At 24.1% G+C, this 16,470-nt stretch carries 15 protein-coding genes, 2 tRNA genes and 1 pseudogene; 10 read left to right on the forward strand and 8 right to left on the reverse strand.

Features of this window, described 5'->3' with window-relative positions:
* The first annotated feature begins 1 nt into the window (after window position 1).
* On the forward strand, window positions 2–1,297 hold the full coding sequence (locus ACJA27_RS01900) for a pyrimidine-nucleoside phosphorylase (RefSeq protein ID WP_406617611.1): 1,296 nt from the start codon (window positions 2–4) through the stop codon (window positions 1,295–1,297).
* Window positions 1,298–1,308: 11 nt separating this feature from the next.
* Window positions 1,309–1,974 (forward strand): deoxyribose-phosphate aldolase, encoded by a 666-nt coding sequence (deoC, locus tag ACJA27_RS01905; RefSeq protein ID WP_406617612.1) that lies wholly within the window; start codon window positions 1,309–1,311, stop codon window positions 1,972–1,974.
* 110 nt (window positions 1,975–2,084) lie between these two features.
* Here deoC and ACJA27_RS01910 read toward each other — a convergent pair whose 3' ends face one another.
* Window positions 2,085–2,360, reverse strand: coding sequence for a hypothetical protein (locus tag ACJA27_RS01910; RefSeq protein ID WP_406617613.1), 276 nt, complete (start codon window positions 2,358–2,360; stop codon window positions 2,085–2,087).
* A 113-nt stretch (window positions 2,361–2,473) separates the two neighbouring features.
* Here ACJA27_RS01910 and ACJA27_RS01915 point away from each other — a divergent pair, with 113 nt between their 5' ends.
* Window positions 2,474–3,334 (forward strand): Mbov_0400 family ICE element protein, encoded by an 861-nt coding sequence (locus ACJA27_RS01915; protein ID WP_406617614.1) that lies wholly within the window; start codon window positions 2,474–2,476, stop codon window positions 3,332–3,334.
* A 122-nt stretch (window positions 3,335–3,456) separates the two neighbouring features.
* On the forward strand, window positions 3,457–4,689 hold the full coding sequence (locus tag ACJA27_RS01920; RefSeq protein ID WP_406617615.1) for an Mbov_0401 family ICE element transposase-like protein: 1,233 nt from the start codon (window positions 3,457–3,459) through the stop codon (window positions 4,687–4,689).
* 443 nt (window positions 4,690–5,132) lie between these two features.
* On the opposite strand, the gene ACJA27_RS01925 is transcribed toward ACJA27_RS01920, so the two are convergent.
* The 6 genes from ACJA27_RS01925 to ACJA27_RS01950 all read right to left on the reverse strand — a co-directional run bounded on the left by ACJA27_RS01925 (window position 5,133) and on the right by ACJA27_RS01950 (window position 10,379).
* Window positions 5,133–6,284 carry a nicotinamide mononucleotide transporter gene (locus ACJA27_RS01925; protein ID WP_406617616.1) on the reverse strand — a complete coding sequence of 384 codons (1,152 nt, stop codon included), beginning with the start codon at window positions 6,282–6,284 and terminating at the stop codon, window positions 5,133–5,135.
* A 22-nt stretch (window positions 6,285–6,306) separates the two neighbouring features.
* Window positions 6,307–7,227 carry an HNH endonuclease gene (locus tag ACJA27_RS01930; protein ID WP_406617617.1) on the reverse strand — a complete coding sequence of 307 codons (921 nt, stop codon included), beginning with the start codon at window positions 7,225–7,227 and terminating at the stop codon, window positions 6,307–6,309.
* A gap of 4 nt (window positions 7,228–7,231) precedes the next feature.
* Complete coding sequence (locus ACJA27_RS01935) at window positions 7,232–7,537, reverse strand: HNH endonuclease (RefSeq protein ID WP_406617618.1); 306 nt, start codon at window positions 7,535–7,537, stop codon at window positions 7,232–7,234.
* Window positions 7,538–7,888: 351 nt separating this feature from the next.
* Window positions 7,889–8,587: a CDP-diacylglycerol--glycerol-3-phosphate 3-phosphatidyltransferase gene (gene pgsA, locus ACJA27_RS01940; RefSeq protein ID WP_406617619.1), complete on the reverse strand. Its 699-nt coding sequence runs from the start codon at window positions 8,585–8,587 to the stop codon at window positions 7,889–7,891.
* Window positions 8,574–9,230, reverse strand: a complete 657-nt coding sequence (locus ACJA27_RS01945) for an MHJ_0274 family protein (protein ID WP_406617620.1) — start codon at window positions 9,228–9,230, stop codon at window positions 8,574–8,576. Before ACJA27_RS01945 ends, pgsA begins: the two co-directional genes overlap by 14 nt.
* Before the next feature lie 36 nt (window positions 9,231–9,266).
* Window positions 9,267–10,379: a hypothetical protein gene (locus ACJA27_RS01950; protein WP_406617621.1), complete on the reverse strand. Its 1,113-nt coding sequence runs from the start codon at window positions 10,377–10,379 to the stop codon at window positions 9,267–9,269.
* A gap of 142 nt (window positions 10,380–10,521) precedes the next feature.
* On the opposite strand from ACJA27_RS01950, the pseudogene rpsT reads away from it, so the two are divergent.
* The 5 genes and pseudogenes from rpsT to pyk form a co-directional block, all read left to right on the forward strand.
* Window positions 10,522–10,782 (forward strand): annotated as a pseudogene (gene rpsT / locus ACJA27_RS01955) (30S ribosomal protein S20); the annotation flags it as partial.
* A gap of 398 nt (window positions 10,783–11,180) precedes the next feature.
* The gene (locus tag ACJA27_RS01960; protein WP_406617623.1) at window positions 11,181–11,840 is read left to right on the forward strand and encodes a variable surface lipoprotein; all 660 of its coding nucleotides are present in this window, start codon (window positions 11,181–11,183) and stop codon (window positions 11,838–11,840) included.
* A 134-nt stretch (window positions 11,841–11,974) separates the two neighbouring features.
* Window positions 11,975–12,061 (forward strand) — tRNA-Leu (locus tag ACJA27_RS01965).
* Window positions 12,062–12,066: 5 nt separating this feature from the next.
* Window positions 12,067–12,142, forward strand: a tRNA-Lys gene (locus ACJA27_RS01970).
* Window positions 12,143–12,304: 162 nt separating this feature from the next.
* On the forward strand, window positions 12,305–13,735 hold the full coding sequence (pyk, locus tag ACJA27_RS01975) for a pyruvate kinase (RefSeq protein ID WP_406617624.1): 1,431 nt from the start codon (window positions 12,305–12,307) through the stop codon (window positions 13,733–13,735).
* Between the two features lie 109 nt (window positions 13,736–13,844).
* Here the strand turns inward: pyk and gyrB are convergent, their stop codons facing one another.
* Window positions 13,845–15,791: a DNA topoisomerase (ATP-hydrolyzing) subunit B gene (gene gyrB / locus ACJA27_RS01980; RefSeq protein WP_406617625.1), complete on the reverse strand. Its 1,947-nt coding sequence runs from the start codon at window positions 15,789–15,791 to the stop codon at window positions 13,845–13,847.
* A 201-nt stretch (window positions 15,792–15,992) separates the two neighbouring features.
* On the opposite strand from gyrB, the gene ACJA27_RS01985 reads away from it, so the two are divergent.
* Window positions 15,993–16,451, forward strand: a complete 459-nt coding sequence (locus ACJA27_RS01985) for a hypothetical protein (protein WP_406617626.1) — start codon at window positions 15,993–15,995, stop codon at window positions 16,449–16,451.
* The last annotated feature ends 19 nt before the right edge of the window (window positions 16,452–16,470 follow it).

The following is a 16,470-nucleotide window of genomic DNA, read 5'->3' on the forward strand; positions in this document are numbered from 1 at the left end:
TATGAGAGTAGTAGATTTAATTGAAAAAAAGAGATTGAATAAACCTTTAACTAAAGAAGAAATTGAATTTTTAATTTCTTCTTATGTAAAAGGTAAAACTCCTGATTATCAAATGGCTGCTTTTATTATGGCGGTAATGTTTAATGGAATGACTAATGAAGAAATTAATGTTTTAACTTCTACAATGATGCATTCTGGTAAAGTTATGAATCTTAAAGAAATTCCAGGTATTAAAGTAGATAAACATTCAACTGGTGGAGTTGGTGATAAAACTACTTTAGCAGTTGCTCCTATTGTAGCTGCTTTAGGCGCCCCAGTTGCCAAAATGTCTGGTAGAGGTTTAGGTCATACTGGTGGAACTATTGATAAATTAGAATCAATTCCTGGCTTTCATGTTGAATTAACTGATAAACAATTTATTGAACAAGTTAAAAAACACCAAATTGCCGTTATTGGACAATCAAACGAAATGGTTCCTGCCGATAAAAAACTTTACGCTTTAAGAGATGTTACTAACTGTGTACAATCTATTCCTTTAATTGCATCAAGTATTATGTCTAAAAAATTAGCTACTGGTTCAGATGCTATTTTATTAGATGTTAAATGTGGTAAAGGTGCCTTTATGAAAGATCTAGAACAAGCTAGATTATTAGCAAGAACTATGATTAATATTGGAAAAGGTTTAGGTGTAGACGTTAGAGCGGAAATCACTAATATGGATAGACCTATTGGTTGTGAAATAGGAAATAAAAATGAAGTATTAGAAGCTATTAGAACTTTACAAGGAAAAGGTCCTAAAGACTTTAATGAATTAGTTTTTTCTTCATGTGCTACCATTTTAGAACAAGCTAAATTAGTTTCTTCACATGAAGAAGCAATTGAAAAAATAGAAGAAGTTATTCAAAATGGTAAAGCTTTAGAAAAATTCTATGAATTTATTACTCTCCAAGGTGGTAATGTAGAAATTTTAAAAGCTAAAGATTTTTGAAATCCAAAATATAAATTAGAAGTTAAAGCAGAAAAAAATGGTTTTGTAGAAATTTTTGATAGTTTAACTTTTGGAATTGTAGCTATGAAATTAGGTGCTGGTAGAGCAACTAAAGAAGATTCTATTGATTTCGAAGCTGGAATAACTATTAAAACTAAAACAAATGATGAAGTTAAAAAAGGTGACACAATGTTCATTTTATATTCATCAAAACCTATCGAAAAAACTTTGCTTAATGAATTAGCACAAAGTTATAAAATTAATAATGTTAAAATTGAAAATAAAATTATTTTAGATAAATTAAGTTAAAAGGAGAAAATATGATTGAATACAACAAAATGATAGATCATACATTTTTAAAACCAAACGCTACTAAAGCAGATATTGATAAATTAATTTCTGAAGCTAAAAAATATGAATTTAAAACTATTTGTGTAAATTCATCATGAATTACATACTGTAAAAAAGAATTAGCAAAAAGTGGTGTAGGAATTACCTCAGTTATTGGATTCCCATTAGGTGCTTGTACAAGTGAAACTAAAGCTTTTGAAGCTAAAGAAGCTATCAAGTTAGGTGCTGATGAAATTGATATGGTTATTAACATTGGTAAATTTAAAGACCATGACTATAAATATGTTTTAGAAGACATTAAAACTGTAAAAAAAGCTTGTGGTAAAAATACTTTAAAAGTTATTGTTGAAACTGCTTTATTAGATGAAGAAGAAATCAAAAAAATAACTGAAATCGTTATGGAATCAGGAGCTGAATTTATTAAAACATCAACTGGTTTTTCTACTCGTGGAGCATCAGTTAGAGATGTTGAAATTATGAAATCAGTATGTGGTGACAAATTATTAATTAAAGCCGCTGGTGGAGTTTCATCATTTGCTGATATGGAAGCAATGGTAAAAGCTGGAGCAAACCGTTTTGGAACTTCTCGTTCAGTTGCTATTATGGAAGGTAAACCTGCTACTGAAGGATACTAATAAAATCCAATAATAATATTTTAATCAACCTATTCATAGGTTGATTTTTTAATAATTATTAAAAATAGGAAAAAATAAAAAACTAGCAATTAAAATTTAATAGTTTTTTATTAGTATTTTGTAGTTTGTTTCAAATACAATAAAATATTCTTTTTTATTTCATTTAATATGTATTCTTGTTCTTTATCATCAAAAATAATAACTTTCTTACTAAATTTATTAGCATTTTTATATCATTGAGAATTTAAATCATAATATTTTTCATTTACTTTTTTAAAGAAAATTTCATTTTCTTTACCTAATTCATTTTTTCTATTAGGTTCTTCATTAGCACGTTTTGTTCTTCATAATTTGATTTCATTATAATTTGCTCTAATAATAAACAAAATATCCAATTTTGGGGATCCGTGAAAAAACGGTTTGTTAAGAATAAAACACTAACTGATTGCTTCGGTTAGTGTTTTTTATATTTTTTAGTTAGGAGCAGCCAGGAGCAACTATGAGTTATTTTAGTGAAAGAGATTTAAGCAAAAGATTTCAAACAACTTTAACTTTTGAAATTGTTAGAAAAGAAATGCAAACAAAAAATTTTAAGCTTAAATATAACTCAAAAAAATATGATGTTTTGGACTACAAGTTCATACTAAAACTTTATAAAAGCACGTTTAGTATTAGTGAAAGTTATTTTCAATTATTTAGTAAAAATAAAGTTTTAGTTGAAATATTTATAGCAATTAATGTTCTTCTTAAAAGCAAAAAATTTAAGAAAAAAAGTAAAGTTGGAATTAGCAAAAAAACTTTACAAAAAATTTGTGGTTTTAAGAAAAGTAGCAGAAATAAAGATAATTCTATCATACAAGATTATCACCCTTTGGTAGTCTTTTACAATGATGATTATGTTTATTATTTAACTGCTAAGTCTTTATTTGATAGAAAAACAAATAAAAGAAGAGATGAATTTGGGGAAAATATAACTTTTGAAAACGGACTATTAGATGAAAAGCACGGAGCTATTGTAAATTGCACTTCTATAAATATTATGAAAAGAGAGGAATTTGAAAGTTTATTTGAATTGGAAAATCAATATAACAATTCAATGATAAGTGATGAAAAATATAAAAGAATTATAGAAAAATTGGTTTGAAATATTGAAAACCATAATGTAGTTTTTCATCAAGCGATAGTTTTTTGTGATGAAAAAGGAAGAATAAATATTGAATTTTATGACAAAGTTGATATTAAATTAAAAATAAATATTAAAGAAAAGATTAAAGAAATAGAAAAAATGGATGATTTTGAATTAAAAAGATTTAGAAGAAAAAGTATGGAAGAAGAACATTCCTATACTTTGAAAATGTAAAATTGCATTTTTCTAACTAAAATATGGGTATAAAATAGCACTTTTCTAACCAATAGAAATAGTTGCTATTTTTTTATTACGTTATAATAGCAAACATTATTTATATTTTGGTGGGAGCAAAAATGAATTTGAATGATTATATTTTTAGTGATATTAGAAGTAATACTTATAAAAAAGCAGCATTATATTCTAATTATGAAGAAGAAAAATTTAGAACGATTACAAGAAAAATCTTGTATCCTGATTGAACTGTATTTAAGACAAAAACAAAAAAATGAATTACAAGAGAAGGTGTTTTAGATATTAACATAACCACTTATCAAAAGTGAGATAAAAAAGAAAAAAGAAATGTTAGGTTTATATATTTGCACAACGATATAGCAAAAGAACTTAAATATACTAAATATGAAATAAGCATTTTTAGAGAAGCAATTATTGATTATTTAGAAGGAAGAACTATACATAATAAACCCAATTGGCCTTCTGTGCAATTGGTTAGATATTGAATTAAAAAGTTCAAAATAGAGGAAAGAATAAAAGAAAAAAATGAAGAACTTTTAGAAGAAGTTTATACCAAAATAGAGGAGGAAAAAGAGGCAGAATTAGATATACAAATTGATGATTTATTTATAAAAAGTCATAGTGAAAATAAGGTTAAAAAATGTAGATATAGATTGAATGTTTTGAGTTTTAAGAAAAGTATTGTTGCTGGTGGAATAGCTTATTTTGATGAACATTTGGTTGGTGTAAAACAAGAAGAAAATAAGACTTTTGATAGTTATGTAAATAAGATAGATAAGTTATTATCTTCTCTAAAAATTGATAGAAAAAAGCTAACAATAAATGGAGATGGTGCTACTTGAATGAAGACCCTTTCTCATAAGTTAAATGTTGAATATGTATTAGATTTTTTCCATTTGAAAAAGATAGTTAATGCTACTTTTGGGTTCAATAAATTTACTACAAAAGACAATAAAATGTTCTTCAAAAAATGAACTTCTAATGTCTTTGGCGATTATTGAATTAACCTATTTAATGCTGTTTTTGATAGTGGAAATATGGAACAATATTTACTCTTAAAAGACACATTTTTAGAAGAAATAAAAACTAAAAATGTCCCTGAAAGTGTTAATAAAAACATTAAAATCTTCATAAAATTTATTAATAAAAATAAAAATTTTATTTGAAATAAAAGTGGTGATTTGTTAAAAAATAAAAGTTATACAGAGCATTGCGTTTATCATTTGTTTAAGAAAAATTTGAATAAACATCATAGTTTATATAGCAGAAATAACCTAAAAATGATAGTAATGTATCAAAATATTAAGAAAGGTTTTGCTGCTATTTTTGACTAATTTTTTTCATTTTTTTGCTCTCGTGTGAAAAAGTGAAGCAGTTTTGAGTCGGTTTTTAAGTTTTTTACATATATACTATGTATATATGTAATTTTTTGTGCGCCTCAAATTTGCCTCAAAAGTGAATCAGTTTTGGTTAACTGACTCACTTTTGAGGCAGTTTGCTTCACTAATATTACTTTATATATTTATACATAGTATAAATATATAAAGTAAAGATAAGGAAAAATAGTCCGGTAAGGACTTACTGATTTTTTCCTTATCTTGCATATAAATGTGCGCGCGAGGGAATAAACTGTAAAAAATAGCAAAAAAATAAAAATCTGAATCGGGATGAAGCAAAAGAAAAAAATTAGAAAATAAAAATAAAATAACGCTATAATAATTTTGAAGCAAAAAGTTAGGTAAAAATCAATTTCATAAGATTTTGATTTTTATAAAACTTATTCCAACAAACCACTTTTTCACGGATCCAATTTTGGTCTTCTACTCAATTTATTTATATATTGTTTTTCAACTTTAAATCATTGATTTTTTTGATATTCATTAAAATTATTTAATTCCATATGTACTCTTGGAAATATAAAATCATCAATTAAATGTCTATCCATAACAGTTCTTTTTTCTAAAAATGATTGATCAATTTGTTTTAATCTTTCGCTAAAAAATAATTTTTGCATATCATAAGCATTATCAGGCATATTTTTCATATATTCTTCAAATTTGCCTTCTAAAAAATCTCTCTCATCAAATATTTTTATATCTTTTTCTTTAAAGAAAATTTTTAATTTTTCTATAATGGTTGATTTACCTACTGCTCCAGGTCCTATTATTGAAATATGAAGATGTTTTTCCTTTTTTACATTAATATAAATAAATATTGAAAGAGATCCATATAATATGTTCATTATTATTACAGAAACATTTAAAAATCCTATCCCTGAAAAAAATATAATTGCTAAAGCATTTTTAACTAATCACACATATCAAGATTGTTGATATCCAAAAATCATCATTATTAAAGCTATGATACATATAGTATTTATTAAATTACTTAATACTTTTGCGAATATAAAATAATTAAAATTATTCCCGTATTTAACAGAATCTAATTTTAGAAATTTTGCTCATATATCATTTAATAAGGGAGTTATAAATCAAAAGGAAATAAATATAATAATTCCTAAATTTATAAAAATAATTAAACTTCTAATATTTATTACTAAAATTTTAATTTTATTTCCTACATTTAATTTAATTCATAAATATATATATATTGGTATATAAAATATTAAATTAACAATAAACTCTCCAGTTAAATTAACAGATAAAGCATACATTCCAAATAAAAGCGCATGGATAATTCCTAATCAATATCCTTTTTGATTTCTTTTTCAGAAATAAATAGTAGATAAAATACCAGCAAATGCAGAAAAACCTGCAAATGAACCCAATATTTTTTGGTATAAAAACCCTTCATCTCAAATTCATTGCATTTTTTCAAATGAAAATAAAGATAAAAAAGTAGCAATACCAAAAGAAATTATTAAAGAAAATAATTTAATAATTTTTATTGTTTTTCGTTTGTTTTTCATTTTGTTTCTTTATATTATGAAATTAATCTTTTTCTTGTTCTAATATTTTTATTTCTTTTTCTAAATTTTTTCTTAAATTAATGAAATGATAATCATATGAAAGATATTTATTATAGTAAAAATTATGATTAGAAACATTATTTTTTATTTCCTCTGAATTTATATAAACTAATTCATTGACAAAAATGGTATTTTCAGTTCTTTTTCAATAACAATCATTTTTTTCAGAATATAAATCATCAGAAAATTTTTTAGATTCATCATTATAATTTTTTACAATGTAATAAATATTATAAGAATCTAAATGATCATATTGAATAAAAAAATATTTTAAATATGTATTTAATAAAATACAAATATTTAATAAATAAGAAATATCATTTTTTTTAGGAATATCATATTTTCTAACTATATATGCAGTATTCCGATCATCATATAAAAATGAAAGTTTATTTTGTTCTAAAAAATAATTAATTCAATATAAAACTTCATAAGAAGGATTTTTCAATTTTATGAGAAAGATAGCTGAAAAAGTGTTTTCCGCATATTCATTTTCATAAAAAAATTTTAAACCTTCATTTGAATTATAAAAGTTGCAATTTAATTTGCTTAATTCTTCAATATTTTTATAATGTTCGTTTTTATGTATTTCATAGTGATTCATTACTTTTTTTATTTGAAATTCTTCACCATTACTTTTAAAACTTGGAAAACTCTGACCTTTTTCTTGATTAGTTAAAATATGGCAAGGGATAAGATTATTTAAATTATCTTTACCTCCTAATTTTTTAGGAAGAATATGATCTATATTTCAACTAAATTTACTATTTCAATCCCCATAAGCTCCTTTTACTATCATTCTTCCAGCAAAATCTTTAGTTTTTGTTTCCTTACCAAAATATGTATTCCATATTTGATTAGCTGTTTTTTTATTTATATCCATATTTTTATATTTTTTTTATAAAAACTAATTCATTTTTTCTAATTTGAAAAAGTTTGTTGTTAGCTCAAAAAGTTGTTTTGTAACCTTTTTCTTGATTAGTTAAAATATGGCAAGGGGTAAGATTATAAAAATCACTTTTACCATTTTGTTTTTGTGGAATAATATGGTCTATATTTCAACCAAATTGACTATTTTCATCTCCATATGATGATTTGCAGATAAGTCTACCTGCAAAATCTTTAGCGTATATTTTGTTTTTAGAAAATATATCATTTCATATTTTCATAGCTAGTTTTCGATTAATTAGCATAATAAATTCCTTTCTATTAAAATATGCAATAGCAATACATAATTAACTATGTTTATTATCAATAAACAAAATTTCTGAGAATGATTCTTTTTTTAAAAAATCAGTTAATTAACTTTTTTAACTTTTATCTTAAAAATAAAATATAAGTATAAAAAGATGATTAGTTGCTACTGCAAAATAATTATATAAAATTAAATATCTTTTTAAAGGCGAAAAAAACTCGCAATTAATTTCTTTGCGAGTCTAATTTTTTATCCTAGTATAGAATATTTTTTGCTCATAATAACATCCTATTATCTTAATTTTAAATTTAATATATAAGCAATTTTACATTTTTTGTAAATGTTGCGTTTATTCATTATCTGGTTTAAGTTTAATGTAAGGTTTAATAGAATTAAAATATTCTATACCTGAAACTATATTTAAAATTGCAGCAATAATCATTGGTAAATTAATTAAATGAATAAATAAAATAATAATTAATTTATTATCAATTTTATTTTTTAATGTAGAAGGAATATGGTTAATTAAAAATTCTTGATTTGAAATATCAAAAAATATAAAAATAATAAATAAAATGATTATTCCTATGCTTTGCATCATTGTTTTAGCTTTACCTGTTCATTTTGCAGCAACGCTAATATTATTTTTAGCCATTACTACTCTAGCACCATCGATAATTAAATCTCTTAAAATAAAAGTTAAAATAATTCATACTGGAATAACTCCAAAAATAGATAAAACAATCATTGAAGAGGTAATCATTATTTTATCTGCTAATGGATCTCACAATTTTCCAAATTCTGTTACTTGATGATATTTTCTTGCTAAATAACCATCAAAAAAATCTGTAATCATTGCCAACATAAAAATAGATAAAGAAATAGCTAAAAAAATTCTTCCTTTTACTGAATAATCGTAAGAAATATTTAAATAGTCTTTTTTAATATAAATGTATGCTAAAAACATAAATATTAAAAAAGGAATAACCATTACCAATCTTAAAATAGTCAAGATATTAGGAATAGTAATTTTATTATTGTGTTTCATTGTTTTCTTTCTTTTCTTCTTCTAAATTTTCATTAGCTTCAATTTCTTCCATCTCTAAACTTTTAGCTATTTCTTCTTTATAAAAATTAGATATGGTTTGATCTGCTTTTTTAACTTCTTCTTGATATAAAGAAAGATCTAAAGCTGACACTTTATTTTTAAAAAAGTTTATTGCTTCATAATTTTTCTTTTCTCAATTATTACTTCTTATAGAATTTAAATTATTAATTTGATCTATAAGTTGTTTTTGTTCAAAATCACCATTTTTAATTAAATTTTTAAATCCTTCAGTTTGTATCAATTCATTTAAAGAGTTTTTTGCTCCATTAATAATTTGATTCATTTTATATTGACCAATTGAAGGTTGAAATTTATCTAAATATTTTTGATTAATCTCAATTAATTTATTGATATAAATTAAAGCATAAGCATTAAAAATTTTCATATCTTCTTCATTTTTAATTCTTATTTTTTTAAGTTTTTTACGATTAATTGCATCCTTTATAGTAGCAAAAACAAAAATAGCTAACATTCCTGCTAATAAAACCCCAAAAATAATTCACATTGTAACACCACTTAAAGTGCTTGAACCATTATTTTGGGTTTTTACAGTATCTTTTAATAAAGTTAAATTATTTAACATTATTCCTCCTTTATATTACATTTTAATTTAATAAAATTAATTTTTCTTTATATATTTAATAAAGAAATTCTCTTTAAACGTTATTAAAATTTGTTTTTTTTCATTTTCTATTTCATCAATAGTTTTTTTAAGTTTAGATATTTGATCTTCTAATTCTATAATTTGAATATTTTTAAATTCTATATTTTCTATATTTTTTTTATTAGTATTTAAATAATTCAAATGTTTTTTTAATAATTTTTGAAATTTATCTTTATCTTCAAAATTTTTAGTACTTAAAAAAGTATCAAGGTAAACTTTGTTATTCAAAGTATTTATTAAGTCATCAATACTTTTCATATGATTTGTTTTTTTACTATTAATAAAATTATTGATTTTATTTAAATTAATTATTATTTTATATTTATTTTTTAGTTCAATTAAATTAAAATCATCATATACTTCTTTTTGTAAATTTTTATAATATTCTATAAAAAGATTTAATTCTTTTGGATGTTGATATAAACAAATGGTTTTATAAGTATCATGAATAGAATAAAAATATAGATCATTTTTTAATTGTTTTAAAGTTATATTGTTTAGTAAAGTATTTAGATCTTTTTTATATGTTTTTCTTTTATTTATTTTACAAAAAATTAGCATTCCACATAACGAAGCTAAAAAACCTAAACGATCTTTATATTTTTCGTATATTTTTAAACTAGCTTTTTTTATATTTGTAAAAAATTCTTTATCATATTTGCTGTTTTTAGTTAAACGATCTAAACTAAAAGAAAATTTAGAATTTTTTATAACATTTTTAACTTTAATTGATATTTCTTTATCTTTAAATACTTCTTTAAAAAATGAATTTTCTAAATCCGGATTCCAGCCTATAAATTGAACTTTTTTAGATATTTCTTCTCAAGAAGAATAAGAAGTGTTTATTTCAATAAAATTTCTTATTTGTTCTAATAAATTATTTTGAATTAATTTTTCATCTTTAAAATCTGCTAATAAATAAGTAGTTATGAATTTTTTATCGCTATTTTTTTTAATTCCTATAGATACACAAAAGATAATTCGTTTTTTTAAATTATTATGAAATTTATGCAAATGCTGTTCATTTATTGCTTCAAAATCCAAAATTACTTGATATTCAAATTCCATAAAACTTCCTTATTTTTATACTGTTATACATTATATATTTAATATATAAGAAAATATCTTTTTGGTATAATTTTAATGATTTTTTCAAGTGATTATTTTTAAATAATCATCTTTTATTTATATGAAAAAAGAGGAGGCTATTATGGCACAAATTAAAGCAAATATTAAAAGTATTGCTAAACAAGAAAAAAACAGATTAAGAAATAATGCGATGAAAAATCGTGTTAGAAAAGCTATTAGATTAGCAAGAGAAGCAGCATTAGCACAAGATAAAAAACAAGAAGAATTATTAAATAATGCTAAATCATTAATAGCAGTAGCAGTTCAAAAAGGAATTTTCCACGTTAATAAAGGAAGCAGAAAAGTTTCAAGATTAGAAACTTTTGTTGCTGAATGTAAAGCAGGAAAACATACTAAAGTTGAAAGCAAAGACAAAGTTGCTAAAACTAAAGTAGAAACTCCTAAAAAAGAAACAAAAAAAGTTGAAGAAATAAAAGAACCTAAAACTACAAAAGTAGAAAAGAAACCTGCTAAAGAAACTCCTAAAAAAGAAGAAAAAACTACAAAATCTGTTAAATCTGAAAAAACCACAACTAAAGCAACTACTTCTAAAAAAGCTACTACAACCAAAAAATAGTTCCTTTAGATTAATTTCGATGTATGTAAAATTACATACATTTTTTATTTTTATAATTAAATTGTGTGTTTATTTCCATATTGTCTTATAACATAAAACAATAAGCATAAAATATAGAAGTAATCTTTATTTATATTAGAGAAATGAAAGGAAAATATTTCTATATGAAATTTAAAAAATTATTATTATCTTTATCTTCATTAGCTGTTTTACCTACTATTGCTTTATCGGTTTCTTGTGGAGATAATACCAAACCACAAAAACCAACAGTTCCAGAAAATAATCAAAATAATCCTTCTAATCCAAGTAATCCAGCAAACCCATCTAATCCTTCTAATCCAAGCAACCCTTCAACACCATCTAATCCTGCTAACCCTACAGAAGAATTTGGTAAAGTTAAATTAGTAGGACCTCAAGATGCTACTATAGATTCAGCTTCAGGTTTAAAAATTGATGAATCAATGACCTTTGATTATGAAAATGCTAAAGCTGAAATTATTGATCAAAATTGATTTAATGAATTAGGGAAATTTAATCAAGTTTCATTTAGTTATACTAGTGGTTCATTCCATGGAAAAGATGATAAAGGAAATGCTAGTTATAAAGGAAAAGCATTGTTTAAAATAAAAGGTATTGATAAAACAACTCAAGCAGTTAACCACAAAAAACCTGTATATAAAAGTAAAAGTGGTAAATGAGGTGGAAGTGGTTATATAGGGACAAAAATCGAAGGTAATAAAGTTACATTTTTCTTCAGATTATACAATTTTAAAAATAAAACAATTTCAAAAAATGTTTACTCAGTTACTTTAGAAAAGAAATAATTATTTAAATTTATAGATGAAAATCACCATAAAATTGGTGATTTTTTGATTAATTTTTTTAGAAAAAAATAAAAAAATTATAAATATTTTTCAAAATCTCTATATAATTAAAAAGTATATTTTATATACTTAATGCCCAGGTGGCGGAATAGGTAGACGCAAGGGACTTAAAATCCCTCGGTCGCAAGACTGTGCTGGTTCAAGTCCAGTTCTGGGCACCATTGATGCGCTCTTAGCTCAGGCGGTAGAGCAAATGGCTTTTAACCATTGGGTCGGAGGTTCGAGTCCTCTAGAGCGTACCATTTGTTAAACTTTTAACTCCTTTCAAAGCATCTAATAAGATGCTTTTTTATTTACTTTAATATGAAAAATATAATAATCTATTTATTAAAATTTTCTATTGTAATACAATATTAAAGATATATTTTTTATACAAATTATTATTTAAAATCTAAGGAGAAAAAATGAAACTTACTGATAAAAGAAGTAAATTAGTAGCTACTATTGGACCTTCTACAGATAATTATGAAACCTTAAAACAAATTGTTTTAAATGGAGTTACATGTATTCGTGCCAACTTTAGTCATGGAACTCATGAGGAACATTTAAATAAATTTGAATTAGCAAAAAAAGTTTCAAAAGATTTAGATATTCCTATTTCTTTAATGTTAGATACTAAAGGTCCTGAAATTCGTTTAGGAAAAATGAAAGATGGAATGCAAGTTATTCCAGCAAATAAAATTGTTAAAGTTTGAACAACCACTGAAAAATATCAAAATTTAGAAGGTAATGAAGATGAAATTACCGTTGCTTATGATATGAGCAATGACCTTAAAAAAGGTGATGAAGTTTTATTTGATGACGGAAAATTAATTTCTATCGTTACCGAAGTAGGTAAAGGTTATGTACTAGTTAAAACTGAAAACCAACATAAATTAAAAACCAATAAAAGAATTAATTTACCAGGTGTTGAATTTTCTTTACCATTTTTAGCACAAAAAGATATTGATGATGTTCTTTTTGGAATTAAAGTTGGAGTTAACTACATTGCTGCTTCATTTGTTAATTCACCTAAAAACGTTAACGAATTAAGAGAATTATTAAACAAAAATGGTGGTTCACACATTAAAATCATTTCTAAAATTGAATCAAGTTTAGGAATTAAAAACATTAATGAAATTATTGAAGCTTCTGATGGAATTATGGTAGCTCGTGGTGATTTAGGATTAGAAATTCCTTACTATGATGTTCCATACTTTGAAAAAATGATGATTAGAAAATGTCGTGAAGCAGGAAAACCAGTTATTGTTGCTACTCAAATGTTAGACTCTATGGAAAATTCACCTCATCCTACTAGAGCAGAAGTTACTGATGTTTATACCGCTACTGAATTAGGTGCTGATTCAACTATGCTTTCAGGTGAAACAGCTAGTGGTAATTTCCCAGTGGAAGCTGTTAAAACTATGGCTGCTATTAACCAAAGAGCTGAAAAAGAATTTTATAATGAAGTTTACTATGACACCCAATTAGAAGAAGTAAGAAGAAAATCTACTCCTGATAAAAGAGCAAGAATTGCTTATGAAGTTGCTAACAGAACTAGATATGGTGATTACAAATTTGCTGTTGTTTTATCAAGAACTGGTAAATTATTAGAAGAAGTAGCTAAATTTAGACCTAATGTAATTATCATAGGAATTATTAATGATCCTAAATTAATTGGTGGTTTTGGAGTTACTTCTAGTGTATGAAACTCATTAGATTCAATTAAATTATTTGAACAAATTAAAAAGAATCATGCTAAAGCAGGAGATGCTTTAAAACCTTATGGTGTTCAAAAAGGTGATAGATTCTTAGTTATTGAAAATGAAGTAATGACTGAACACATTGCTAAATAATAAATAACTTAAAAATCCAAAGGTAAAATAATTCCTTTGGATTTTTTTTTGAAAAATAAAAGCAAAATGGAACATATTATCATTTTGCTTTTTTAACTTAATTATAGGATTAAAAATCAATATTTTTAACGTATTTAGCATTATTTTCAATGAATTCACGTCTTGGTAAAACTTCATCTCCCATAAGGGTAGTAAAAGCTCAATCTGCTCTTGCTGCATCTTCAATTTGTACTTGAAGCATTTTACGATTATCTGGATCCATTGTTGTTTCTCAAAGTTGTTCTGGATCCATTTCTCCAAGTCCTTTATAACGTTGAATATTGATTTTGCTACTTGAATTTAATTTCTTAATTATTTCATCTTTTTGTTCATCATTATATGCATATTCAACAGTTTTATTTTGTCAAATTTTGTAAAGTGGAGGTTGGGCTATATAAATAAATCCATATTCAATCAATTCTCTAAAATAACGGTAAAAGAAAGTTAATAGTAAAGTTCTAATATGGGCACCATCAACATCGGCATCAGTCATAATAATAATTTTGTGATATCTTAATTTATTAATATTGAATTCTTCTCCAATTCCTGTTCCTAAAGCAGTAATCATTGAAAGAATTTCTGCATTAGCAAAAAGTTTTTTTGCTTGATTTTTTTCAGCATTAATAACCTTACCTCTTAAAGGTAAAATTGCTTGAGTATTACGATCTCTACCCATTTTAGCAGAACCACCCGCAGAATTACCTTCGACAATGTAAAGTTCAGAAATTTCAGCATTTTTTGAAGAACAATCTGCTAATTTTCCAGGTAATGAGCCACCTTCAAAAACAGTTTTTCTTCTTGTTGCTTCTCTAGCAGCAATTCCAGCTAAACGAGATTTTTTAGCTAATAAAGTTTTTTCAATAATAATTTTAGCTACATCAGGATTTTCATTTAAAAATCTTTCTAATCTTTCTGATAAAACTTTATTAACTGCTGCTCTAGCATCTTTATTACCTAATTTTCCTTTAGTTTGCCCTTCAAAAATAGGTTCAGCATGTTTAACTGAAATAATAGCGGTAATACCTTCTTTAATATCATCTCTAGTTAATTTATCATCATTAGAAGCATCAATTTTTAAATAACCATTGCTAATCGCATAATTATTGATTAATCTTACTAAAGAATCATAGAAACCTTGTTCATGAGTTCCACCTTCAACAGTAACAATATTATTAGCATAAGAAACCACATTACCAATATATTTTTCATTATATTGAATAGCTACTTCTACATGTACTGGAAGTTGATTTTGATAAGCATAATCACCATCAGCATAAATAATTTCTTCATGGAGAATTTTTTGTCCTTCATTTAATTCTTTTACATAATCAACAATTCCACCTTCAAAGAAAAATTCTTCATAAGAATTATCTCTTTTATCAGAAACTACTACAGTTAAAGCTTTATTTAAATAAGCAATTTGTTTAGCATGGTCTAAAATAGCATCTTTATCAAATTTATTTTTATCCATAATGGTAAAGTCTGGATGAAATTTAATTCTAGTTCCTGTATCTTCTAAATCCACTTGATCAATTACTTCAAGATGTTTAATAATTTTTCCACCATTAGCAAATTGAGCATAATGTAATTTACCATTTCTTTTTACTCATACTTCAAAACTATCTGAAAGAGCATTAACTACAGAAGCACCAACTCCATGAAGTCCTCCAGAAACCTTATATGAAGATTGATCAAATTTACCTCCAGCATGTAAAACAGTTAAAACGGTTTCTACTGTAGAAAGTTTAGTTTTAGGGTGAATGTCAACAGGAATCCCTCTACCATTATCTGAAACTTCAATAGTTTCATCTTCACCAATAGTTATTTCTACTCTATTTGCAAAACCAGCCATACATTCATCAACGGAATTGTCTACAATTTCTCAAATTAAATGATGTAATCCTTTAATTCCAGTAGTACCAATATACATCCCTGGTCTAACTCTAACAGGTTCAAGTCCTTCAAGAACTTTTATATTACTAGCTGTATACTTTGTTTCATCTTTTTCTTTAGCCATATGTTTCCTTTCATATTAAAAAATTAAAATTAACTATAAGTTTTATTATACCAAATAGCACATTTATAAGTCAATTTTAAATATAATTTTATATACTAAAGTATATAAAATAAGTTAAATTATAAAAAATAAAAAAATTCCTAAAATTAGTTTTTTTCAATATTTTTAACTATATTTTAATGTTTGTTTATAATTGGTATTATGAAAAAAAATGAGGATAGAATTTTAAAAAATAAAGAAGTTTATGCTTCTTTATTAACTGAAAAATCAATGTTTAATGCTTTATTAAATTCTGATGCAGCACTCAAGAAAAATGTTGATTGATTTAATAAAAATGTTAATAATAATTTTAATTTTTATGATCAAAATAACGAATTATTTCTATCTGATTTAAATATATCATTAAATAAAAACTCAACTAGTTTTGAAAACATAACACTTTTAAATAATTGATTATTAGAAATAGAAAAACTATTACCAAATCAAATAGATATTAATGAAAATGTTGATCATTTTACTAATAATTTTAAAACTAATGACCTAGAAGCATTATTAGATGATTATAGATTTGATGATACTAATTCACCTTATTATGAAGGATTAGAAACTGTAAGTATTGATAAAACAGGTGAAATTACTATAAATAAATTTGAATTTTAGTTAAACTAAAGGAGAAATT

The organism is Mycoplasmopsis lipophila, from assembly GCF_045276895.1.
Classification (GTDB): domain Bacteria; phylum Bacillota_I; class Bacilli_A; order Mycoplasmatales; family Metamycoplasmataceae; genus Mycoplasmopsis; species Mycoplasmopsis lipophila.